21 protein-coding genes, 1 tRNA gene and 1 pseudogene are annotated in these 22796 nt (G+C 63.7%); 10 read left to right on the top strand and 13 right to left on the bottom strand.

Annotated features, from left to right (window positions below; translation table 11 throughout):
• Window positions 1-100, top strand: a pseudogene (locus tag H8B03_RS18460) (IS5/IS1182 family transposase); the annotation flags it as partial.
• A gap of 699 nt (window positions 101-799) precedes the next feature.
• On the opposite strand, the gene H8B03_RS18455 reads toward H8B03_RS18460, so the two are convergent.
• Window positions 800-1210 carry a BrnA antitoxin family protein gene (locus tag H8B03_RS18455; RefSeq protein ID WP_193143361.1) on the bottom strand — a complete coding sequence of 137 codons (411 nt, stop codon included), beginning with the start codon at window positions 1208-1210 and terminating at the stop codon, window positions 800-802.
• A 264-nt stretch (window positions 1211-1474) separates the two neighbouring features.
• Here H8B03_RS18455 and H8B03_RS18450 point away from each other — a divergent pair, with 264 nt between their 5' ends.
• Together H8B03_RS18450 and H8B03_RS18445 are read left to right on the top strand one after the other, a co-directional pair.
• Window positions 1475-1837 (top strand): hypothetical protein, encoded by a 363-nt coding sequence (locus tag H8B03_RS18450; protein ID WP_193143360.1) that lies wholly within the window; start codon window positions 1475-1477, stop codon window positions 1835-1837.
• A gap of 179 nt (window positions 1838-2016) precedes the next feature.
• Entirely contained in the window at window positions 2017-2604 is a 588-nt protein-coding gene (locus H8B03_RS18445) for a thymidine kinase (RefSeq protein WP_193143359.1), read from the top strand.
• Here the strand turns inward: H8B03_RS18445 and H8B03_RS18440 are convergent.
• The 4 genes from H8B03_RS18440 to H8B03_RS18425 form a co-directional block, all read right to left on the bottom strand.
• Window positions 2598-2933 carry a tRNA-binding protein gene (locus tag H8B03_RS18440; protein ID WP_193143358.1) on the bottom strand — a complete coding sequence of 112 codons (336 nt, stop codon included), beginning with the start codon at window positions 2931-2933 and terminating at the stop codon, window positions 2598-2600. The two genes, H8B03_RS18445 and H8B03_RS18440, sit on opposite strands and share 7 nt — an antisense overlap.
• Window positions 2930-3742 carry a pyrroline-5-carboxylate reductase gene (gene proC / locus H8B03_RS18435; protein WP_193143357.1) on the bottom strand — a complete coding sequence of 271 codons (813 nt, stop codon included), beginning with the start codon at window positions 3740-3742 and terminating at the stop codon, window positions 2930-2932. The genes H8B03_RS18440 and proC overlap by 4 nt, the downstream gene beginning before the upstream one ends.
• A gap of 40 nt (window positions 3743-3782) precedes the next feature.
• Window positions 3783-4280, bottom strand: a complete 498-nt coding sequence (locus H8B03_RS18430; RefSeq protein ID WP_193143356.1) for a YbjN domain-containing protein — start codon at window positions 4278-4280, stop codon at window positions 3783-3785.
• Window positions 4281-4651: 371 nt separating this feature from the next.
• Complete coding sequence (locus H8B03_RS18425) at window positions 4652-5545, bottom strand: SMP-30/gluconolactonase/LRE family protein (protein ID WP_193143355.1); 894 nt, start codon at window positions 5543-5545, stop codon at window positions 4652-4654.
• Between the two features lie 246 nt (window positions 5546-5791).
• On the opposite strand from H8B03_RS18425, the gene H8B03_RS18420 reads away from it, so the two are divergent.
• The gene (locus tag H8B03_RS18420; RefSeq protein WP_226926125.1) at window positions 5792-7708 is read left to right on the top strand and encodes a DUF3604 domain-containing protein; all 1917 of its coding nucleotides are present in this window, start codon (window positions 5792-5794) and stop codon (window positions 7706-7708) included.
• Between the two features lie 96 nt (window positions 7709-7804).
• On the opposite strand, the gene H8B03_RS18415 is transcribed toward H8B03_RS18420, so the two are convergent.
• A tRNA-Arg gene (locus H8B03_RS18415) sits at window positions 7805-7881 on the bottom strand.
• A 137-nt stretch (window positions 7882-8018) separates the two neighbouring features.
• Between H8B03_RS18415 and H8B03_RS18410 the strand changes: the two genes are divergently transcribed.
• A complete protein-coding gene (locus H8B03_RS18410; RefSeq protein ID WP_193143353.1) occupies window positions 8019-9050 on the top strand; it encodes a LacI family DNA-binding transcriptional regulator in 1032 nt (343 codons plus the stop codon).
• Window positions 9051-9134: 84 nt separating this feature from the next.
• Window positions 9135-9614, top strand: coding sequence for an RNA pyrophosphohydrolase (locus tag H8B03_RS18405; RefSeq protein ID WP_193143352.1), 480 nt, complete (start codon window positions 9135-9137; stop codon window positions 9612-9614).
• Here H8B03_RS18405 and H8B03_RS18400 read toward each other — a convergent pair.
• Entirely contained in the window at window positions 9611-10195 is a 585-nt protein-coding gene (locus H8B03_RS18400; protein WP_193143351.1) for a hypothetical protein, read from the bottom strand. The two genes, H8B03_RS18405 and H8B03_RS18400, sit on opposite strands and share 4 nt — an antisense overlap.
• A 40-nt stretch (window positions 10196-10235) precedes the next feature.
• Window positions 10236-12953, bottom strand: a complete 2718-nt coding sequence (secA, locus tag H8B03_RS18395) for a preprotein translocase subunit SecA (RefSeq protein ID WP_193143368.1) — start codon at window positions 12951-12953, stop codon at window positions 10236-10238.
• Between the two features lie 175 nt (window positions 12954-13128).
• Here secA and H8B03_RS18390 point away from each other — a divergent pair, with 175 nt between their 5' ends.
• The 3 genes from H8B03_RS18390 to mutT are packed head-to-tail and all read left to right on the top strand — an operon-like array spanning window position 13129 to window position 15708.
• Entirely contained in the window at window positions 13129-13977 is an 849-nt protein-coding gene (locus H8B03_RS18390) for a peptidylprolyl isomerase (protein WP_226926123.1), read from the top strand.
• A gap of 1 nt (window position 13978) precedes the next feature.
• The gene (argJ, locus tag H8B03_RS18385; RefSeq protein WP_193143350.1) at window positions 13979-15313 is read left to right on the top strand and encodes a bifunctional glutamate N-acetyltransferase/amino-acid acetyltransferase ArgJ; all 1335 of its coding nucleotides are present in this window, start codon (window positions 13979-13981) and stop codon (window positions 15311-15313) included.
• Window positions 15310-15708: an 8-oxo-dGTP diphosphatase MutT gene (mutT, locus tag H8B03_RS18380; protein ID WP_193143349.1), complete on the top strand. Its 399-nt coding sequence runs from the start codon at window positions 15310-15312 to the stop codon at window positions 15706-15708. The genes argJ and mutT overlap by 4 nt, the downstream gene beginning before the upstream one ends.
• Window positions 15709-16149: 441 nt before the next feature.
• On the opposite strand, the gene infB is transcribed toward mutT, so the two are convergent.
• The 4 genes from infB to rimP are packed head-to-tail and all read right to left on the bottom strand — an operon-like array spanning window position 16150 to window position 21580.
• On the bottom strand, window positions 16150-18666 hold the full coding sequence (gene infB / locus H8B03_RS18375; protein WP_193143348.1) for a translation initiation factor IF-2: 2517 nt from the start codon (window positions 18664-18666) through the stop codon (window positions 16150-16152).
• Complete coding sequence (locus tag H8B03_RS18370) at window positions 18663-19298, bottom strand: RNA-binding protein (RefSeq protein ID WP_193143347.1); 636 nt, start codon at window positions 19296-19298, stop codon at window positions 18663-18665. Before H8B03_RS18370 ends, infB begins: the two co-directional genes overlap by 4 nt.
• Before the next feature lie 23 nt (window positions 19299-19321).
• A complete protein-coding gene (gene nusA, locus H8B03_RS18365; protein WP_193143346.1) occupies window positions 19322-20953 on the bottom strand; it encodes a transcription termination factor NusA in 1632 nt (543 codons plus the stop codon).
• A gap of 3 nt (window positions 20954-20956) precedes the next feature.
• Window positions 20957-21580, bottom strand: coding sequence for a ribosome maturation factor RimP (rimP, locus tag H8B03_RS18360; protein ID WP_193143345.1), 624 nt, complete (start codon window positions 21578-21580; stop codon window positions 20957-20959).
• A gap of 205 nt (window positions 21581-21785) precedes the next feature.
• Here rimP and H8B03_RS18355 point away from each other — a divergent pair, with 205 nt between their 5' ends.
• Entirely contained in the window at window positions 21786-22160 is a 375-nt protein-coding gene (locus H8B03_RS18355) for a VOC family protein (RefSeq protein WP_193143344.1), read from the top strand.
• Between the two features lie 3 nt (window positions 22161-22163).
• Here H8B03_RS18355 and H8B03_RS18350 read toward each other — a convergent pair whose 3' ends face one another.
• Window positions 22164-22796 carry a CDGSH iron-sulfur domain-containing protein gene (locus H8B03_RS18350; RefSeq protein WP_193143343.1) on the bottom strand — a complete coding sequence of 211 codons (633 nt, stop codon included), beginning with the start codon at window positions 22794-22796 and terminating at the stop codon, window positions 22164-22166.

Below are 22796 nucleotides of genomic sequence, written 5' to 3'. Positions count from 1 at the left end.
ACTGAAAGACTGGCGGCGGGTCGCAACCCGCTATGACCGCTGCCCCAGAGTCTTCCTCTCGGCAATCGCCCTCGCGGCCATCGTCATCTACTGGCTTTGAAACTCAATGAGTCCAGACCCTAGACGCTTGAGCTTGATCGAACACGTTGAGTATTATATTTGCCTCCAAGATTGCGTCTTCCAGACATCGTATTTGCCCCTCAATGCGCCATGCGGCATCTTTGTCTAAACCCTCAATCCATATTCCGGGTTTAGTCCACTCTAATATTACCAAGTCAAAATCCTCAAAGTTCGCAGACTGTTGTTAAAGGTATGATGTAAACCAACTTGACCAAAACACCGTACAACCGATCGCCATTGCCGCAAGCGGACCGTTCTTCCCCCACGACATCTTACCCTCAATCAGAATTTAGGATTTCACCCTCGCGCCTTGCAAGCGCAATCAGTACGACTGAGGCACGACAAGCTGACCTAAATGGCCTTTTCGGCATCGAGGGTCTCGTGACATGGGCTGTTGATGGCCGCTTATTCCTATCTGACACGAGCCTCGTGCAGATGCGGCGAAAGCTCGCCCCCCTCCTGTCCGGCGATCATGGCGCAACGCGGACAGGATGCCATTTCCGCTTTGGGTTGGGAGAGGTCATTGTTTGCAATGAGGCTAGCTGCAGAAATGTCCGCATCCCGGCCATTCAAGCGTTTCGCACCAGCGTCTGGTTTGGGGGTCGAAGGCACGCCAAGGCCACCCGCCGTTGACAGGTCCAACGCCCGATGGCGCAAGGGCCTCAAAATCAGAACCCCCTCACTCCTCCTCCACCCGATCCCAGAACACGCTCTCGCCCCACTCCGGGCGGTTCCGGCCGATCTCGCGGGCGACCTGTTCGGGGCGCAGGACGAAATCGGTGATGTCCGGCCCCTCGACGATCTGCGCCAGCCGTCCGTGGACATAGGCGGTCAGCACCCGGTTCATCCGCGCCCCATGCCCCGGCCCCATCACCTTGAAGTATTTCAGCACATCCGAACTCACCCGGAAGGTGGTCTTCACCAACTTCTGGCTGAACACATCCGGGTCGTCGTGGATGGCGTGCCACTGATACGGCACCCGCTCTTTCAGGCGCACCACGTCCAGGCTGTCGAATTCCAGCTGCTTCAGCGCGTCCGCGTACAGCGCCAGGTGCATGCGTTTCTTCCGGGTCTGGCGGGGCTCGCTCATCTTGGGGTCTCCTTCGGTTTCGCACAGGATCTCACCCAGGAGTTAACGGCCTCCGACACCACCGCGCGCAGCCATACACCGGCCATACCTTTTCCAGACGTTTTCCAGCCCGCGAAAATCGCCGCGTTGCGCGCGCGGCGCCACCCGGCTAGGCTCGCCCCAACTTGCGACCTTTGAAAGGGACACCATGCGCCTGATCCTGCTTCTTTCCCTTTGCACCACGCTCTCCGCCTGTGGCGGCGTGCCGCTGGTTCCGTTAATCTGATGCGCCGCGTTCTGCTGCCGCTTCTGGCTCTCGGGGCCTGTGTCACCACCGCGCTGCCGGTGAGCCACGGGCCGATCACCACGGCGGATGCCTTCCGGGCCACCGTGGCGGGCAAGACCGTCGCCAACGCCGACACCACGGTGACGATCCATCGCAACGGCACCCTGTCGGGATCCACCAAAGGCACCGAGATTTCAGGGGTTTGGGAGTTCCGCGACGGCCAATGGTGCCGCACCATCACCGCCCCCGCCCCCAGTGCCGAAGATTGCCAGCTTTGGCGGATCGACGGCAACCTGGTGACCATCCAGCGCGATAGCGGCAAGGGCGAGACGCTGCGATTCCGGGTTGCCACCGCCGGCTAGCCCGGATGATTTGAGTCAAATGCCACGGACCTGATGCCGGACCGTTAAGGTTCCGACAACCTCCCCGGCCTATTCCAAGGACACCGGCCGGCGGTTGTTATCGAGTGTTCAGGTTTCGGGGGCCCGTGCCACAAGGCCGGGCCCTTGCCTCTGCCCGACACCGCGCATACCAATCCCCCATGGCCAAGCTCTACTTCCACTACTCGACCATGAACGCCGGGAAATCCACGGCGCTGCTGCAAGCGGACTACAACTATCGCGAGCGCGGGATGGACACCTTTCGCCTGACCGCCCGGCTGGACCGGCGCGCAGGCATGGGGCAGATCGCCTCGCGCATCGGAATTTCCGAACCGGCCCAGACCTTTGCCGAAGACACCGACCTGTTCGACATGATCGCGGCCCGCCTGTCCGAAGGCCCCTGTGCCTGTGTCTTTGTCGACGAGGCACAGTTCCTGACCGAAGCGCAAGTCTGGCAACTGGCACGGGCCGTGGACGATCTGAACGTGCCGATCATGTGCTACGGCCTGCGGGTGGATTTCCGCGGCAAGCTGTTTCCCGGCTCGGCCGCACTGCTGGCGCTGGCCGATGAAATGCGCGAGGTGCGCACCATCTGCCATTGCGGCAAGAAGGCCACGATGGTGGTGCGCCACGGCCCCGATGGCCGTCCGCTGCGCGACGGCGCGCAGGTGCAGATCGGCGGCAATGAAACCTATGTCTCGCTGTGCCGTCGCCATTGGCGCAAGGCGATGGAGGGCGCGGCTCAGTAAAGCCGGGCGCCCGGCGGCACGTCGGTATCCGGGGCCAGCAGCACCACCTCGCCGCTGGCATCCGGCACCCCCACGACCAGCGCCTCGGACATGAACGGACCGATCTGGCGCGGTGCGAAGTTCACCACGCCCATGACCATGCGGCCCTCAAGCTCTTCCAGCGCATAGTTTTTCGTGATCTGGGCCGAGCTTTTCTTGACCCCGATCTCGGGTCCATAATCGACCCACAGCTTGTAGGCGGGCTTGCGGGCCTCGGGGAAGGCCTCGGCCTTGACCACCCGACCCGCGCGGATGTCGATCTTCAGAAAATCGTCGAAACTGGCCGTCACTTGCCCAACTCCCGCGAGCGGTTGGCCGCCGCCGCCACCGTGGCGCGGATCAGCGGCGGCAGTCCGTCGGTTTCGGACATCAGTACCGCCAGACCCGCCGCCGTGGTGCCATTCGGGCTGGTGACGTTCTCACGCAGGGTGGCCGCGCTGTCGTCCGAGGCCATGGCCAGCGCCCCGGCCCCGGCCACGGTGGCGGTGGCCAGTTGCACGGACAGATCGCGCGGCAGCCCCTCGGCCTCGCCCGCTGCTGCCAGCGCCTCGATCATGTGAAAGACATAGGCCGGGCCGCTGCCCGACACGCCGGTGACGGCATCCAGTTGCGCCTCGGCCTCCAGCCGCACCACCTGCCCCACGGCGCTGAGCAGCGTTTCCGCAAGATCCAGTTGTGCCGGGGTCACCACGCCATTTCCAATGATCGCGGTTATACCCTGACCGATCGCCGCCGGGGTGTTCGGCATCGCCCGCACGATCGGCGTTGTGGGGCCAAGCGCCTGTTCATAGGATGAAATGGGCACCCCGGCGGCCACCGACAGGAACATGGTGTCGCCGTTGCCCAGACCGGCCAGGTCCGGCAGGGCGTCATTCATCAACTGCGGCTTGACCGCCACGATCACCACCGCCGGATTGGCCGGCAGCGCATCGTTCACATGGGTCACCCCCATGTCGCCCAACACAGGTGCGGGATGCGGATCGCGTACCCAGACCTCGGCCGGATCCAGCCCGTTGTCGAGCCAGCCCTGCAACAGCGCCGATCCCATCTTGCCGCAGCCCAGCATCACCAGGCCACGGCCCGAGATTGAGTTCATCATGTCCTACCCCCGATGCGGGCCTGTCCCGCGGGGGAAAATCCTAGGCCCGTCCGTAGGCCTCTGCAATCGCAACCTGAAGCGCCTGTTCCGGGGCGGTGTTGCCCCAGGCAACCAGTTGGAAGGCCGGGTAGAACCGCTCGGCAGCGGCTACGGCGGTGCCAATCAGCGTGTTGACCTGATCGGGATGCACCCCCATCCCCCCGGCCAGAACCAGCCCGTAGCGATAGACCATCAGCCCCTGCTCGTCCCAGTAGGAGAACGCTCCGGTCCAGCAACTGTCATTGGCACGGTTCAAGGTTTCGTAAAGCTCGGGCAACCGCTCTTTCGGCGGCTCCATCTCGTAGCTGACGATCATGCGCAGGGTTTCGTCGTAACCCGACCAGGCCAGGGTGATCGAATAAGTGCGCCACTGGCCTTCGACGGCCATGGCAATCTGATCCTCGCCAACGCGGTCGAACTCCCAATCGTGGTGTTCTGCCAGCGTCTCGACAATGTCGATCGGGTGGATCTCTGCGATCTGATGTTCGGAAAGTGACATGCCCGGCCTCACTAGTTGGAGCCCCCGGGCGGCGCCCAGAGACATGGTGCCTGCTCAAGAAGCAGAGGTTAACGACCTCATGCTTACTAGATGTAGTCTGTAAGCTGGAATCCGGTCTGTAAAGTGAAGTTTTGTGACAGTGACCCGGCGAAAGGTTTCAGCGCGGGGTGTCTCTGTCGTGCCGCAGAAATCGGCAGCGCGGCGCGGGGGGCCGCCTCTCCGGACCGGTTTGGGCGATTTGGGCTGGCCTTGACGCGAAAGGCGCGCAGTCATTCGCGCGTCGCCTTCCGGCAGTTTTCACCGGTCAGGGAATTGCCCGCGCGGCGTCATTGCTGGCCCCCGTGCGGCAAACTGCGCCACCCATCGCGTGCCTAGGCGCCGGTCCTGAAGCGGTTCTCGGGCAGCCCGCGCGTATCCGTGTCGATGGCGAAAAGGCTGCCGGCCAGACGGTCGGCGGGATCCTTGTCGGCGCTGGCAGTGGTGACGTACAGGGTCGAAAGGTCCGGTCCGCCGAAACAGCAGGTGGTGATGTTCTTCACCGGCATGTCGATCACCCGGTCGACAGATCCATCGGGGGCCACCCGCACGATGCAACCGCCGAAGTAGCGGCAGTTCCAAAGGTAGCCTTCGGCATCGATGGCCGATCCATCGGGCAACCCGCGATCAAAGCCCGTGAAGTGCGACCGGCCCACGCCGATGTCCCCGGTGGCGGGATCATAGGGATAGGTGCGGATCTCGTTCTTCAGGGTATCGCCGAAATAGAAGGTCTTGCCATCAGGGGCCCAGCACAGGGTGTTGGAAATGCCGATGCCGGATTCGACCTCTTCCAGCGGACCGCCCGCGCGATAGCGGAACAGACGGCCCAGCCCCTCGGCCACGTCCAGCCCTTCGCCGTTCAGACCGACGTTGTTGCCCATGGAGCCGATCCAGAAATTGCCCAGCGGATCGCTGCGGCCATCATTGAAGCGCGCCTGCGGGGCGTCGGGCAAGGCGACCCCCAGATCGGTGCGCGCATCGCTGGCCGGGTCGAGGTAGATCAGCCGCGACCCAAGGGCCACCAGCAACCGTCCGGGCCGGTCGGTCAGCGACAGCGCCACCGCCGGTTCGTCGAACAGATGCGAGGTGACGGCCAGCGTTGCCACATCCATCCGGCGCACCACGAACCGGTTGATATCGGTCCAGTAGAGGCAATTCTCGGCCGCCGAAAAGGTCGCGGCCTCGCCGCAGATGTCGCCGATGGGGGCAATGCAATGGATCTGGGTCACGGGGTCCTCCGGTGGTCGGGTCAGGTCTTGGGCGTGCGACGGTCCGGTGTCGGGCTTGTCAGGACCGTGCCGATGACAAGCGCCATGCGCACCAGAAGTCGCCCATGCTCTGAAACATTGAGTAGCGTCATTCCCGTGACGATGACACCCGCGAACAGCGGACCGCAACAAATGAATGGCTGCCTATTGGTGCCGTGCTAGTGTTTTCGGGAGACGTCTATTTCCATATACTCTTGGAGCATGACAATGTTCACACGCACTTCCCTTGCCGCCACGCTGACACTTCTGGCGCTTCCCGCGGGCGCGCAGGTCACCACGGACGCGGGCACGATCGACCCCGCCCGGATCGAACGGTTCTTCAACCAGAAGCACTATTCGCCCTACGCCGGGCGCAATTACCCCTCCCGGCCGCTCTGGGGCGAGATCCACTTGCACACCAGTTGGTCTCCGGACGCGTTGGCCGGGGGCACCCGGATCGGTCCGGACGATGCGCTTCGCTACGCCAAGGGCGAAGAGATCACCTCGAACACCGGGCAGAAGGTGCGGTTGTCCAGTCCGTATGATTTCATGATGGTCGCCGATCATTCGGATTCGCTCGGCGTGATGAGCAACGTTCTTGCCGGAGATCCGAACCTGCTGACCGATCCCACTCTGAAGCAGTGGAACGAGGGCATGAACGCCGGGGGCGAAGCTGCCACCGCCGTGGTCATGGAAATGATCACGTTGCAAGGCGAGGGAAGGTTGCCGGCAGCCGTCACCGACAACGACGTTCAGTTCGACATGTGGCACAAGATGACCGAGATCGTGGAGGGCCATAACGATCCGGGCACCTTCACTGCGCTTATCGGCTACGAGTGGACCTCGAATTACGGGGGCGGCAACAACCTGCACCGCAACGTCGTGTACCGCGACGGCAAGAACAAGGCCGACATGGTCCGGCCGATGACCACCTACGACAGCGACATTCCCAACAAGCTTTGGGACTGGATGGCGGCGTATGAGGACACAACCGGCGGCAAGGTGTTGGCGGTGCCACACAACGGCAACCTGTCGAACGGATTGATGTTCGCGCTTGAAACCCCGGACGGACAGCCGATCGACGAAGGTTGGGTCGAGGCGCGGGCGCGGTGGGAACCGCTGTACGAGGTGTCGCAAAGCAAGGGCACGTCGGAACAGCATCCGTCGCTGGCGCCGACCGACGAGTTCGCGAATTTCGAGATCTGGGACAAGGGCAACCTGAACGTGGTGCCGAAAGAGCCCGGCATGATCGACTTCGAGTATGCCCGCGAGGCGCTGAAACGCGGGCTGACGCTGGAAGAGAAGTTCGGCACCAACCCGTTCAAGTTCGGGATGGTCGGCTCGACCGACGATCACACCGGCATTTCCTCGGCGGAAGAGAACAACTTTTTCGGCAAGTTCCCGGCCAGCGAGCCGGGGCCGGAACGCTCGGACGGCAACGCCTTCGACTTTGATGGCCGCACGGTCAAGGACTGGCAGCTTGGCGCATCGGGCCTGATGGCGGTCTGGGCGCCCGAAAACTCACGAACCTCGATCTGGGACGCGATGAAGCGAAAGGAAGTCTACGGCACAACCGGCCCGCGGATGCTCGTGCGGTTCTTCGGCGGTTGGGACTTTGTCGAGGCAGACGCGCTTGGGCGCAATCCCGGGGCGGTCGGCTATGGCAAGGGCGTGCCAATGGGCGGCGATCTTCCCCCGGCCAGCCAGGGCGCTGGCGCGCCATCGTTCCTGGTCGGCGCCTTGAAGGATCCGCTGTCAGGCAACCTCGACCGCATCCAGATCATCAAGGGCTGGGTCGACGCTGCGGGCGCAATGCAAGAGAAGATCTACAATGTTGCTTGGTCTGGGAACCGCGCGCCGGACGCAGAGGGCAATCTGCCGTTGGTGGGGGACACTGTGGATGTGGCGCACGCCACCTGGACCAACACGATCGGGGCATCGGAACTGATCACGGCCTGGACAGATCCCGATTTCGACCCGTCCCTTAGAGCGTTCTACTACGCCCGCGTGCTGGAAATCCCGACCCCGCGCTGGACGGCCTATGACGCGGCTTATTTCACACAGGCGGATTTCCCCGCCGATGCCACCATGAAAGTGATCGAGCGCGCCTACACTTCGCCGATCTGGTATACGCCCGAGGGCTGAGAGGCGTTTCCGGATCGCATCTGGCATGGTGGCGCAATTGAACAGGTGTCACCCCGCAACACGTCCAGTTGATCACAAGACGCAACGCGCAAAGCATGGTGACCCCGGCAGGATTCGAACCTGCAACCTGCCCCTTAGGAGGGGGCTGCTCTATCCAGTTGAGCCACGGGGCCACGGGCTTCTTTTCGCCGGAAGCCAGCGGCTTCGCAACCCGCAGGCCTGCGAAAAACGCGCGCGCAACAATCTTAGCCGATTGCGGCGCGGTCGAAGTTAGCGCTAGACTCGGGCAACGCAAGCGAAAGGCACGGGCATGACGGCACAGACACGGCGACCATTGACGCTGAGGGATGTTTCAGAGGCTTCCGGGGTCAGCGAGATGACTGTCAGCCGGGTGCTGCGCAATCGCGGTGACGTGTCCGACAAGACCCGTCAGAAGGTGCTCGATGCGGCCAAGACGCTGGGCTATGTGCCCAACAAGATCGCGGGCGCGCTGGCCTCGCAGCGGGTGAACCTGGTGGCGGTCATCATTCCGTCCATGTCGAACATGGTCTTTCCCGAAGTCATGATGGGCATCTCGGAGATCCTGGACGACACGCCGCTGCAACCGGTGGTTGGGCTGACCCACTACAAGCCCGAGCGCGAAGAGGCGGTTCTGTACGAAATGCTGTCATGGCGGCCCTCTGGCGTGATCCTTGCCGGGCTGGAGCATACCGACGCGGCGCGGGCCATGCTGTCTGCCGCAGGGATTCCGGTGGTCGAAATCATGGATACCGATGGCGAACCGGTCGATGCCATGGTCGGCATCTCGCACCGGGCGGCGGGGCGCACCATGGGCGAGGCGATTGTCGCTGCGGGCTATAAGCGTGTCGGCTTTCTGGGCACCAAGATGCCGCTGGATCACCGGGCGCGGAAGCGGTTCGAGGGCTTTACCCTTGCGCTGGCCAAGGCCGGACTGGAGATTGCGGATCAGGAATTCTACGCCGGCGGCTCGGCGCTGGTGAAAGGGCGCGAGATGACCGAGACCATTCTCAATCGCACGCCTGACATCGATTTCCTGTATTATTCCAATGACATGATCGGTGCCGGCGGATTGTTCTACTGCATGGAAAAGGGCTATGACATTCCCGGCAAGCTGGGTCTGGCCGGGTTCAACGGGGTCAACCTGCTGAAGGGCCTGCCCATGCAACTGGCCACGATGGATGCCTGCCGGCTGGAGATCGGACGCAAGTCGGCGGAGATCATCGCGGCCCACGCCCTGGATGGAGACGGGCCCGAAGGCGAACGGATCACCCTGACCCCCGACATCACTTTTGGCGACACGCTGCGCCCGCCGCAGGGCTGACCGGGGCCTGCGCGCAACTGGGCTCTTGCACAGTTGCCGAGGGTGGGCGACACCCACGGCATCCCAGTTGCATCGGAAGCTGCCATGACGCCCGACGAAATCTCTGCCCTGCCCTATCGCCCCTGCGTGGGCATCGTGCTGGCCAATCGCGCCGGCCATGTCTTCGCGGCGCAACGCATCGACACCGCCAATGCCTGGCAACTGCCGCAAGGCGGGATTGACGAAGACGAGGATCCGCGCGAGGCCGCCCTGCGCGAATTGCAGGAAGAAACCGGGATCGCGCCCACATCGGTCACCATCGAAGCCCAGACCGACGACTGGATTTCCTATGATCTGCCGCAAGAGCTTGTGGGCAAAATCTGGAAGGGCCGGTTTCGCGGGCAGAAGCAATTGTGGTTCCTGATGCGGTATCAGGGCGCCGATACCGACATCTGCATCGACACCGAACATCCCGAGTTCAGTGACTGGAAATGGATGCAGCCGGGCGACATCATCGACAACATCGTGCCGTTCAAACGCGCCACCTATGTTCAGGTGTTCAACGCCTTCCGTGACGCGCTTTAGCCTGCGGGATCCAGCGTCAGGCGCAGGGTCTCGCCGCTGCGGTCGCATGGCGGCAGGCTGAGCGACAGCGGCGCTGCGGGGCTGTTGGTGCGGTGCAGGCGCAAGGAAAGCTCCGTGCCGCAGGTCGCTTCGGTCACCGGCAGGTCAACGTGCACCGGCCCAGAGGTCACGGGCAGCACCCGCGCTTGCGGCAGGCCGCCGGGAAAGCCCAGAGGTTGTGCCGTGACAACGCCCGAGGACAAGCCCAGGGCTTCGACGGGCTGTGCCCAATCCAGTGCGATGAATGCCACGGCGGCAGCGCTTTCGGGCACTTCGGCGGCAAGGGCGCGGTCGGCTGCGGTCACGGACAGCCGGGTGATCCCCGCAAGATGCGGCAGGGTGAGGGCAAGCTGACCATCAATGCCGGTTTCTTCGACGAAACGGATCGGCCCATAAGACAGGGCCACGGCGGCATAGGGATCGCAGGGCAGTTGCAGCGCGAGCGTGATCTGGCCCGGCGCCGCTTCCGACACGGCAAGCGTTCCGGCGCAGTCGTCAGCCCGCACCATGGCCGGACCGGCCACAAGGCCCAGAAACAGCATCAGGCCCCGAAGGGCCTGACCTGAAGAGGGTGTCCGCCGATCAGGCAAGACGCCCATGGCAATGCTTGAACTTCTTGCCCGACCCGCAGGGGCAAGGCTCGTTGCGGCCCGGATTGCCCCAGGTGGACGGGTCGTTTTCGTCAAACCCTTCGGCCGCATCGCCTGCGGGCACGGCTTCGGCCATGTCGGGCGCAGCGGCCGGGGCCGGGGCCATGCGGCCCTGTGCAGCGGCCTGCTGCTGCGCCAGTTGTTCCATCATCGCCTGACGTTCTTCTTCGGTCAGCGGACGGATCTGGGCCAGCTTCTGGGTCACTTCCTCGCGCAGGCCGTTCAACAGCCCCTCGAACAACTGGAAGCTCTCGTTCTTGTATTCGTTCAGCGGGTCGCGCTGCGCATACCCCCGGAATCCGATGACCGAGCGCAGATGCTCCAGCTTCAGCAGGTGATCGCGCCACTTGCCGTCGATGGTCTGCAGCAGCAACTGCTTTTCGATGTTGCGCATGTTCTCGGGGCCAAAATCCACGGCTTTCTTGGCCATGAATTCGTCACCGGCCTTGTACAGACGTTCGCGGATCTCTTCGGCGTCCACGCCCTCTTCCTCGGTCCAGGCAATGACCGGCAGATCTTGGCCCAGCTTGTCCAGAACCTCGGCATACAGCCCCTGCCCGTCCCACTGGTCGGCATAGGACTTGGGCGGAATGAAGGTGTCGACCAGATCATCCACCACCTGATGACGCATGTCCTGGGTGACATCGTTGACGTCGGCGGCTTCCATGATCTCGCGGCGCTGGCCGAAGATGGCCTTCCGCTGATCGTTCATCACGTCGTCGAACTTCAGAAGCTGCTTGCGGATGTCGAAGTTGCGCCCTTCGACCTTCGCCTGCGCCCGTTCCAGCGACTTGTTCACCCACGGGTGCACGATGGCCTCGCCTTCCTCCATGCCCAGACGGCTGAGCATCTTGTCCAGACGTTCCGAGCCGAAGATCCGCATCAGGTCGTCTTCGAGGCTGAGATAGAAGGACGAACGCCCCGGATCCCCCTGACGGCCCGACCGGCCGCGCAACTGGTTGTCGATCCGGCGGCTTTCGTGACGTTCGGTGGCCAGAACGTACAGACCGCCCGCGTTCTTGACGGCGTCTTCGTCGGCGGCATGGGCAGATTCGATCTGGGCGCGGATCTCGTCGGGGTGGGTGTCGGGATCGGCGGCGATGGCCTCCAGCACCTTCATCTCGACGTTGCCACCCAGTTTGATGTCGGTGCCACGACCGGCCATGTTGGTGGCGATGGTGACCGCCCCCAGCTTGCCGGCATCGCCCACGATCTGGGCTTCTTTCTCGTGCTGGCGCGCGTTCAGCACGTTGTGCGGGATCTTGGCCTCGGTCAGAAGCGATGACAGCACTTCGGACTTCTCGATCGAGGTGGTGCCCACCAGAACCGGCTGGCCCTTTTCGTTGGCTTCGCGGATCGCCTTGACGATGGCTTCGTATTTCTCGCGGCCGGTGCGATAGACCTGATCGTCTTCGTCGATCCGGCTGATCGGGCGGTTGGTGGGAATCTCGACCACGCCCAGCTTGTAGATTTCCATGAATTCGTCGGCTTCGGTGGCCGCAGTACCGGTCATGCCGGCCAGCTTGTCATACAGCCGGAAATAGTTCTGGAAGGTGACCGAGGCCAGCGTCACGTTTTCGGGCTGAATCGCGCAGCCTTCCTTGGCCTCGATGGCCTGATGCAGACCATCCGACAGGCGCCGCCCGGCCATCATCCGGCCGGTGAATTCGTCGATCAGCACGATCTGGCTGTCGCGGACGATATAGTCCTTGTCCTTGTGGAACAGCTTGTGCGCCTTCAGCGCCTGGTTCACATGGTGCACCAGCGTCGTGGATTCCGGATCGTACAGGGTCTGGTCGGGCGGCAGCAGGCCCAGCGAGGACATGCGCTGTTCCAGAAAATCGTTGCCCTCTTCCGAGAAGGTGACGTTGCGGGACTTTTCGTCCAGCGTGTAATGCGCGTCGGTAATCTCGGGAATCAACTCGTCCACGGCCTTGTAAAGGTCCGACCGATCCTGTGCCGGACCCGAGATGATCAGCGGCGTCCGCGCCTCGTCGATCAGGATGCTGTCCACCTCGTCGACGATGGCGAAATTGTGCTCGCGCTGGCTCATCTGCGCCAGCTCGGCCTTCATGTTGTCGCGCAGATAGTCGAAGCCCAGCTCGTTGTTGGTGGCATAGGTGACATCGGCGGCATAGGCGGCCTGCTTCTCGGCCTCGGGCTGCTGCGGGTAGACAACCCCGCAGGTCATGCCAAGCGCCGCATAGACCTTGCCCATCCACTCGGCGTCGCGCCGAGCCAGATAGTCGTTCACGGTGACGATATGCACGCCTTTGCCGCTGAGCGCGTTCAGATAGGCCGGGAAGGTGGCGACAAGGGTTTTGCCCTCGCCGGTCTTCATTTCGGCGATATTGCCGCGATGCAGGAAGATCCCGCCGACAAGCTGCACATCGAAGGCGCGCAGGCCAAGGGCGCGATGCGCGGCCTCCCGGCAGTTGGCGAAGGCTTCTGGCAGCAGTTTGTCCAGATCCTCACCAGCGCGGGCCCGTTCCTGCAACTCGACGGTCTTGGCCTTGATGCCCGCGTCGTCCAGTGCCTCGTATTCCGACGCCAGATCGTTGATCTTGGTCACGATCGGACGCACCGATTTCACCAATCGGTCGTTGGGCGTGCCAAAGACTTTCTTCGCGAGTGTTCCAATGCCCAGCACCATGAGTTCTCCGCTTCCCTCGCCCGTCCCGATCCGGCAGACACCCGGGTTGCTCCCCTTGGCGCCACATCCTACAACGACGGTCGGGCGACCCGCCTTGCTGATCATCTGCGATGTAAGGGGCGGTATACCCAGTGTCAACGCGGCCCAAGCGGCCCGAACCTAAGGATGACCCATGCTGTTGAAAACCGCTCGCTGGCTTGCCCCCCTCGCCGTCGTCGCAAGCCTGCAAGGTGCCCATGCCCAGGACGCCGTGACCGCCGGAACGGTCCTGGCCACCGTGGATGGAAAAGACATCACCGCCGGGCACCTTTTGCTGATGCGTGCGCAGCTGCCGCAGCAATACCAGAACCTGCCGCCCGAGGCCCTGTACGACGGCCTTCTGCAACAGGCGATCAGCCAGGTTCTGCTGGGCAACAAGGCCGGCGAACTGGGCCCGGTGGCCAAACTGGCCCTTGAGAACGAGGAACGCGCCCTGCTGGCCAACAGCGCCATGCGCGAACTGGTCGATGCCGCCGTGACCCCCGAAGCCATTCAGGCTGCCTATGACGCGAAATACCTCGGGCAGGAAGCGGGCAATGAATACAGCGCCGCGCATATCCTTGTGGAAACCGAGGAAGAGGCCCTGGCCCTGATCGCGCAACTCAACGATGGCGCCGATTTCGCCACGCTGGCCGCCGAGCATTCCACCGGCCCCTCGGGCCCCAATGGCGGAGACCTGGGCTGGTTTGCCGAAGGCGCCATGGTCAAGCCGTTCGAAGACGCGGTTCTGGCACTGGAAGCCGAGCAGATCTCGGCACCGGTGGAAACCCAGTTCGGCTGGCACGTGATCCGTCTGAACGGTGTCCGCGCCATCGAAGCGCCGACCCTGGAAGAAGTGCAGGGCGACATCGCCACCGAAATCCAGCGCGCCGCCATCGACGCCGAAATCGAAACCCTGCGCGAAGCCGCAACCGTCGACAGCAAGGCCGTGACCGACATCGACGCGGGCTTCCTGAACGATCCTTCCCTGCTGGACGAGTAACATGTCGAATCCGACCCCTGAAGAGCAGCGCCTGCGCGAGGAAGTCGCGCGCCTGAAGGCGCAGGTGGAGGCCCTGGAGGCCGCCGCCAAGCCCGGTTTGCCAGCGGTCTCGCCGCTGGCGCCAAAGGGCGGGTTTCCCGACCTGCCCCCGGTCGCCGGTGTGCAACTGGCCGCGGCAGCGGCCGGCGTGCGCTACAAGGGGCGCGATGACGTGATGCTGGCCTATCTGGCTCCCGGAACCGCCATGGCCGGGGTGACCACGCGGTCGGCCACACGGTCGGCCTCGGTGCTGGATTGCGAAGACAAGCTGCGCCTGACCGAGCACGAAAAGGACGGCGCGGCCATTGTGGTGAACGCGGGCAACGCCAACGCCTTTACCGGCGACAACGGGCGCCGATCCGTGGCCGCCATCACCGAAGCCGTGGGCGCCACCCTGGGGGTGCCCGCCACGCGGGTGTTTTCCTCCTCGACCGGGGTGATCGGCGACCCCCTGCCCCATGATCGCATCACCGCCGTCCTGGCGCAGATGAAAGACGGCCTGCAGCCGGGCAACTTCCGCGCTGCCGCCGACGCCATCCGCACCACCGACACCTTTGCTAAGGGCGCTGGCGTCACGCTGGACCTGGGCGGAGAGCAGGTCACCATCGCCGGGATCGCCAAGGGGTCGGGCATGGTCGCGCCCGACATGGCGACGATGCTGGTCTATATCTTCACCGACGCCCGCATTTCCCAGGCCGACCTGCAGGCCATGCTGCGGGACCTGACGGACCGCAGCTTCAACTGCATCACGGTGGACAGCGACACCTCGACCTCGGACACGCTTCTGCTGGCTGCCACAGGCCAGCGCGGGCCCGTGCTGACACCCGACACCGCAGCCTACGACAGCTTCCGGAGCGGGCTGCTTGCGGTCATGACGGATCTGGCGCAGCAGGTCGTGCGCGACGGCGAAGGCGCCACCAAGTTCATCGAGATCCGGGTCACGGGGGCAGCCAGCGACAGCGACGCGGCCATTGTCGGGCGCGCCATCGCCAATTCGCCGCTGGTGAAAACCGCAGTGGCCGGCGAGGATCCGAACTGGGGCCGCGTCGTCATGGCCGTGGGCAAGGCCGGGGTGACCGCCGACCGCGACCTATTGTCGATCCGTTTCGGCGACATCCTTGTGGCCGAGAAAGGTTGGGTGGCGTCCAGTTATCGAGAAGAAGACGGGGCCGCCTACATGAAGAACCCGGAGCTTGTCATCGGGGTCGACATGGGGCTGGGCGACGGGCAGGCCACGGTCTGGACCTGCGACCTGACCCACGCCTACATCCAGATCAACGCGGACTACCGGTCGTGAAAACGGTTCTGGTCTCGGCGGTGGTTCTGGTGGATCCCGACGGCCGGGTGCTGCTTGCGCAGCGCCCGGAAGGAAAATCCATGGCCGGCCTGTGGGAATTTCCCGGCGGCAAGGTCGAAGCCGGCGAAACCCCCGAAGCCGCGCTGATCCGCGAGTTGCACGAGGAGTTGGGCATCGACACCTGGTCCAGTTGCCTGGCGCCGCTGACATTCGCCTCACACGGGTATGAAAGCTTCCATCTGCTGATGCCGGTCTTCATCTGCCGGAAATGGGAAGGGACGCCGCATTCGAAGGAAGGTCAGGCCCTGAAATGGGTCCGACCGACACAGTTGCGCGACTTCCCAATGCCCGCTGCGGATGTGCCATTGATTCCGATCATTCGGGATTGGCTGTGAATTCGGCAAAAATCCGCTAGAGTTCCTTTGCATTAACAATAGTTAACACCCCGTTTGTATTAACTTTGTTTCCCAACCGCCCAGTTCTCAGGCTTGCATTTCAATATTGTGATGTATTTGTTAGTGATTTATGAAGTTTTTTTAACTATATCTGACATATCAGGCACTGCTTTGGGGATAAAACAATGCTGAAAACGATCATGATAGGAACGTGTGTTTCGGTTCAGGGTACGTTTGTTCAGGCGCTTTCCAACGGCAAGATCGCAGTACAGGTCGGGCAACGGATTTTCGAAGGAACGCCAGTCAGGTCTCAAGCGGCTTAATCGTGTTTCCCAACTCCTGCCGCGGGAACTGACAAGACGTAGGCCGCGAACCGAAGGGTTCGCGGCCTTTCTTTACGTAACGAAAAGGGCGGCCGAAGCCACCCTTTCACGATCTTGATCAGTCGAGCGTTCTTTCGACTTCTTCGCGTTCGAAGATCTCGATGACATCTCCGGCCCGCACGTCTTCGTAATTCTCGAAGGCCATGCCGCATTCCTGACCCGATTGCACTTCGGCAACCTCGTCCTTGAAACGCTTGAGCGTCTTGAGCGTGCCTTCGTGGATGACCACGTTGTCGCGCAGCAGTCGCACACCGGCAGAGCGGCGTGCCACCCCTTCGGTGACCAGACAGCCCGCAACCTTGCCGACGCCCGACACCTTGAACACTTCCTTGATCTCGGCGTAGCCGATGAAGCGTTCGCGGATCTCGGCCGACAGCAGGCCCGAGGCCGCTGCCTTCACGTCATCCACCAGGTCGTAGATCACCGAGTAGTAGCGGATCTCGACGCCCTTCTGGTTCGCGGTGCTGCGCGCCGAAGCATTGGCCCGCACGTTGAAGCCGATCACCGGCGCACCGGAGGCTTCCGCCAGACCGATATCGCTTTCCGTGATGGCGCCGACGCCCGAGTGCAGAACCCGCACGCGCACCTCGTCGTTGCCGATCTTCTCCATCGCCTGAACGATGGCCTCGGACGAGCCCTGCACGTCGGCTTTCACCACGATCGGCAGTTCGACCACATCCTCGTCGGCCTTGGCCTTGGCCAGCATCTGTTCCAGCGTGGTGGCCGCCCCGGCCGCCGCACGGCGATCCTTGGCCTGCTGTTCACGGAACTCGGCGATTTCACGGGCCTGCGCCTCGGTATCGACCACGTTCAGCACGTCCCCGGCTTCGGGGGTGCCGTTCAGGCCCAGAACCTCGACCGGAACCGACGGGCCGGCTTCCTCGACGCGGTCGCCCTTGTCGTTGATCAGCGCCCGGACCTTGCCGTACTGTTCGCCCACGACGAAGATATCGCCCTGGCGCAGGGTGCCGTTCTGAACCAGAACGGTGGCCACCGGACCGCGACCGACGTCAAGCTGCGCTTCGATCACCGCACCGGAAGCGGCACGCTTCGGGTTGGCGTTCAGTTCCAGAACCTCGGCCTGCAGGGCAATGGCTTCCAGCAGTTGATCCAGCCCCTTGCCGGTGATGGCCGAGACTTCCACGTCCTGCACGTCGCCGGACAGACCCTCGACGATCACCTCGTGCTGCAGCAGATCGGTGCGCACCTTGTCGGGGTTCGCATCGGGCTTGTCGCACTTGTTGATCGCCACGATCATCGGCACCTTGGCCGCCTTGGCGTGGTTGATGGCTTCGACGGTCTGCGGCATCACTGCATCGTCCGCTGCCACCACCAGCACCACGATGTCCGTCACCTGCGCGCCACGGGCCCGCATCGAGGTGAAGGCCGCGTGGCCGGGGGTGTCGAGGAAGGTCAGCAGGTCGCCGCCATCGGTACGAACCTGGTAGGCACCGATATGCTGGGTGATGCCGCCGGCTTCGCCGGAGACCACCTTGGCATTGCGGATCGCGTCCAGCAGCGAGGTCTTGCCGTGGTCGACGTGGCCCATCACGGTGATGACCGGCGGGCGCGCTTCCAGATCTTCCGAATTGTCTTCGATCGAGTGAATCACGTCTTCCACGTCGGCATCCGACACGCGCTGTACGCGGTGGCCGAATTCCTCGATGATGAGTTCGGCGGTATCGGCGTCGATCGACTGGTTCTGCGTGACCATCATGCCGTTCTGCATCAGCGCCTTGACCACATCGGCCACACGCTCGGCCATACGGTTGGCCAGTTCCGAAACCACGATGGCCTCGGGCAGTTGCACGTCACGAATGACCTTTTCACGGGGCTCGTTGCCGCCCATGGCTTTCTGACGGGCACGCTCCTGCTTGCGCTTCATCGACGCCAGCGAGCGATGACGCCCGCCTTCACCGTGCGACAGCGCCTTGTTCAGGGTCAGCTTGCCCGAGCGGCGGCCATCGCCACCGCGGTTCTTGCGGCTGTCGCGATCCTGGTCGCGATCCTGCTTGCGCGGGGTCGGCACACCGGATTTGGTCGGCGCGGGACGTGCAGACGCAGCATCGGGCTCCCTTGCGGGATCCTGACGTCCGCCGCCGGCCGGCGCCGCCTTGGACTTGGCTTCAGCTTCCTTGCGGGCTGCATCTTCTGCGGCCTTGCGCTGACGCTCTTCTTCCTCGGCTGCGGCCTTCGCCGCTGCACGTTCCTCGCGTTCGCGTTCTTCGCGTTCCTTGGCCTCGATCTCGGCCCGGCGACGGGCCCGATCATCGGCGCGACGCTTTTCTTCGTCCGCGCGTATCTTGGCGTCTTCGCTTTCGCGGGCCTTGGCTGCCTGAAGCGCCTTCAGCCGGCGTTCCATCTCTGCATCAGAGATGCCCGCCGGGCGCCGCGAGGGGTCGCCACCAGCTGCGGAACCGGACTTGCCGGAACCGGGCTTCGGCACGACCACGCGTTTGCGCTTGGTCTCCACCACGACATTCTTGGTGCGGCCGTGGCTGAAGCTCTGCTTCACCTGCCCCGACCGGGGGCCGCCGCGCACGCCGAGTGTTTTCTTGCCGTCACTATCGCTCATGTGGTCGTCGTATCCTTCCGGGCGGGGCGGTCCCCGCCGTGTTTCCTGCGCATTCCCTGCAGTCGTGCGGCTTCCTCTACAACACGTGTCGTGAGTCCACCAGCGGCAAGCGCACCGTGTATTACACTTTCACGACCGAAGGCCAGCCCCAATTCGGCTGCAGTCAGCACCTCGATCAATCCGTTCGGCCCTTCGGGGGGCCGCAGTTTGGTCTTCCCGCGGACCGAGCCATCGCTTGCCTGAAGCAACGCAATGGCCTGCCCTGAAACCAGGAAAGACTTGGTCTTCTCGTATCCGGCCACTGCCAGCCCGGCCTTGCGGGCCAGCGACAGGGTGCCGACCAGGCGCTGTGTCAGCCCCGCTTCGACCTGTTCGACCAGATCCCTGGGCACATTCACCGCCTGTCGCGCGGCGCGGGCAAAGGCCTTTTTCTTGACGGCCTTGTCCAGAACCTCGTGATCCGCAGTCACCCAGATCCCCCGGCCGGGCAGTTTGCCCGCCAGGTCGGGATAGATCCGGTCTTCCGGACCCAGCACGAACCGGATCAATCCGGCCTTGTCGCCCCGTTCACCGGTGACGATGCAGCGCCGCTCGGGCTCGTCGCGCGTTTTACTGCATCCACCACGGGACATGCCAGATCCTCCGTTGTCGCGGCTCAGGCCTGGTCTTCCTCGGCCTCTGCCGACTCAAGCTCCTCGCCGCTCTCGGCCTCATCCTCGGGAAGCAGATCATCTGGATCCACCCAGCCCAGCTGAATCCGCGCGGTCATCACAAGATTCTGCGCTTCTTCAAGGCTGACGTCGAAGGCTTCCAGAAGCCCGTCATCCTTTACCCGCTGCCCGTCGACCGTTGTCCAGCCGCCGGCCAGTTCCCAGTCCGCACAGGTGGCGAAGTCTTCCAGCGTCTTGACGCCATCGGCGGCCAGAGCGGCCAGCATCTGCGGGGTCAGCCCGTCGAAATCGACCAGCGAATCCTCGACCCCAAGCTCGCGCGCCTTGGCCAGCGCGGCCTGCGCCTGCGCCTCAAGAAAGTCACGGGCCCGGGCCTGCAGTTCCTCGGCAGTGGAATCGTCCACCCCGTCGATGACCAGAAGCTCGTCGATCTCGACATAGGCCACTTCCTCCAACGTGGAGAAGCCTTCCGAGACCAGAAGCTGGGCGAAGAACTCGTCCACGTCCAGCGCCTCCATGAACAGCTTGGTGCGCACCGCGAATTCCTGCTGGCGCCGTTCGCTTTCCTGGCTTTCGGTCATGATGTCGATGTCCAGACCGGTCAGCTGGCTGGCCAGACGCACATTCTGACCGCGCCGGCCGATGGCAAGGCTCAGCTGCTCGTCCGGCACCACGACCTCGATCCGCTCGGCTTCGTCATCCAGAACCACCTTCGACACTTCGGCGGGCTGCAGCGCGTTCACCAGGAAGGTCGGCTGATCCTCGTTCCACGGGATGATGTCGATCTTCTCGCCCTGAAGCTCGTTCACCACGGCCTGTACGCGGCTGCCGCGCATGCCCACGCAAGCGCCGACCGGGTCGATCGAGTTGTCATAGGAAATCACGGCGATCTTCGCGCGCGATCCGGGGTCACGGGCCACGGCCTTGATCTCGATGATGCCGTCGTAGATTTCCGGCACTTCCATCTTGAACAGTTCGGCCATGAATTCCGGCGCGATGCGGCTCAGGAAGATCTGCGGGCCGCGCGGCTCGCGGCGCACATCCTTGATGAAGACGCGGATGCGGTCGTTCGGACGATAGCTTTCGCGGCCGATCTTCTCGTTGCGGCGCAGCACGGCTTCGCCGCGACCGATGTCGACGATGATGTTGCCGTATTCCTCGCGCTTGACCAGACCATTGATGATGGTGCCGGCGCGATCCTTGAATTCCTCGTACTGGCGATCCCGTTCGGCTTCGCGCACCTTCTGCAGAATCACCTGCTTGGCGGACTGCGCGGCGATCCGGCCCAGCTCCACCGGCGGCACCTCTTCGACCAGCTCGTCGCCGACCTGCGGATCTTCCTTGTACTGCTTGGCCTGTTCGACGGTCAGCTCGGCCTGATAATTCTCAAGCTCTTCGTCTTCCACAACCGTGCGCACGCGGGTGAAGGTCGCCACGCCGGTCTTGCGGTCGATGGACACGCGAATGTCCATTTCCGCGCCGTAGCGCGACTTGGCGGCACGGGCGAGGGATTCCTCCATCGCCTCGACCACCAGACCGGGGTCGATCATCTTCTCACGGGCAACCGCCTCGGCGGTTTGCAGAAGCTCAAGCTGGTTGGCGCTGGTAATCGCCATGTCCTAGTCCTCCTTCTGGGGGGCGGTTTGCGGGGCGTCCGTCTCGTCGGTGTCGCCCATGTCTTCGGTCTGGATCTCGTCGAACTGGCTTTCGTCGATGGCGCCCGAAGCCTTGCGGGCGCGCAGCATCTCGGCGATCAGCGCGTCGGTCAGCACCAGTTTGGCGTCGCTCAGCCAATCGAACTCAAGCCCGATGGTCACCGGTTCGCCCTGATCGGCGATCTCGACCAGAACCTCGCCGTCCTCGACACCGGCCAGCAGGCCCTTGAAGCGGCGGCGGCCGTCGATCAACTCGGTGGTTTCCAGCTTGGCCTCATAGCCCGCCCAGGCCTCGAAATCCTTCAGCCGGGTCAGCGGGCGGTCGATGCCGGGGCTGGAGACCTCCAGCGTATAGGCTTCCTCAAGCGGATCCTCGACATCCAGCACCGCGGACACGGCGGTTGAAATGCGGGCGCAATCGTCAACCTCGATCCCGCCATCCGGCTTGTCGGCCATGATCTGCAGGGTGTTGGTCTTGCCGCCCATAAGGCGCACGCGCACCAGTTCATAGCCCATGTCCTCGATCACCGGGGTGATGATCGCGGCCATGCGCTGATCGATGGCGGCCTTGGCGATGAGATCGGTCATCAAAGTCTGTCTGCCTGGGTTCGATGGATACAAAAAAACGGGCACGCGGCCCGTCGATCTTTCCCGGTGGAACATTGGGACAGGTCCCGACGCGCCGCTGTTGAGGGGCATATACGCAGCCAAGGACGACTTCGCAAGGGAAAACCCCCGATACGGTTGCCGCCCGCCGTGCTAGGCTGGGTCCATCAATGGATCGGAGACAACCATGGCAACCATCACCGGCATCGGCGGCGTGTTTTTCCGCGCCCGCGACCCCCAGGCACTGGCCGCCTGGTACGACACCCATTTCGGTATAAATCCGGTGCCGCAAGGCCCCGACGACACGGTCTGGATGCAGGCCGCGGGCCCCACGGTTTTCGCCCCCTTTGCCGAAGACACCGAGTATTTCGGGCGCAAGGAACAGCAGTTCATGCTGAATTTCCGGGTGCCGGATCTGGACGCGGCCATCGCCGATCTGCGCGCCGCCGGGATCGAAGTCACGCCCTGGCCGCAAACCCCCGAGATGGAGGCGGTGGGCCGCTTCGCCCATCTGACCGACCCGGAAGGCAACCGGGTCGAGTTGTGGCAGCCCGCCGGCTGAGCCTCAGTCGCCGCTTTTCCAGCCTTGGTCGCGATGCGTGCCGTCGCAATAGGGCTTGGCCCCGGACAGCCCGCAACGGCACAGCACATACTTGCGATCCGACATGCCCGCGCCCTGTGGCGGTTGCGGCGCCGTCACGCCCTGCACCCAATAGGGGCCGTTGCGCTGCACAGTGATCTCGGCCCGGTCGGCGAACAGATCCGGCCCCTTGTCCTGCCCCTCGGCCAGCTTCAGCGCCCCGGACGGGCAGGCGGCCACCACGGCCTCGACCTCGGCGCGGCTGCCGTTGTCAGGCTGCACCCAGGGCTTCTGGGCCGGATTGAAGATGTTCTGGGCGATGCGCCCGCATTCGGCGGCATGGCTGCACAGGCGCGGATTGAAGGTGACGGTCACCTCCTGCCCGGCATAGGAAAACACCCGGTCCGGTCCCTCGGGCTTGCCACCGCGATCCCGGAACCCGGCGTCCTTGTGCGAGCCGTCGCAGAAGGGCTTGTTCTTGCTGTGGCCGCAGCGGCACAGGGCCATCACCGGTTTCCCCGCGATCTCGGCCCCGTCCGGCCCGACCATTTTCGAGATGCCCCGCGCCATCAGCGGCCCGTTCTCGCGTTCCTCGATTTTCGGTCCGTCCTCGGCCAT

The sequence above is a fragment of the Meridianimarinicoccus sp. MJW13 genome, assembly GCF_014901205.1.
Taxonomy (GTDB): Bacteria; Pseudomonadota; Alphaproteobacteria; order Rhodobacterales; family Rhodobacteraceae; genus Meridianimarinicoccus.
Note: the sequence above shows the minus strand (reverse complement) of the source record. Positions and strands in the feature narration are given on the sequence as shown.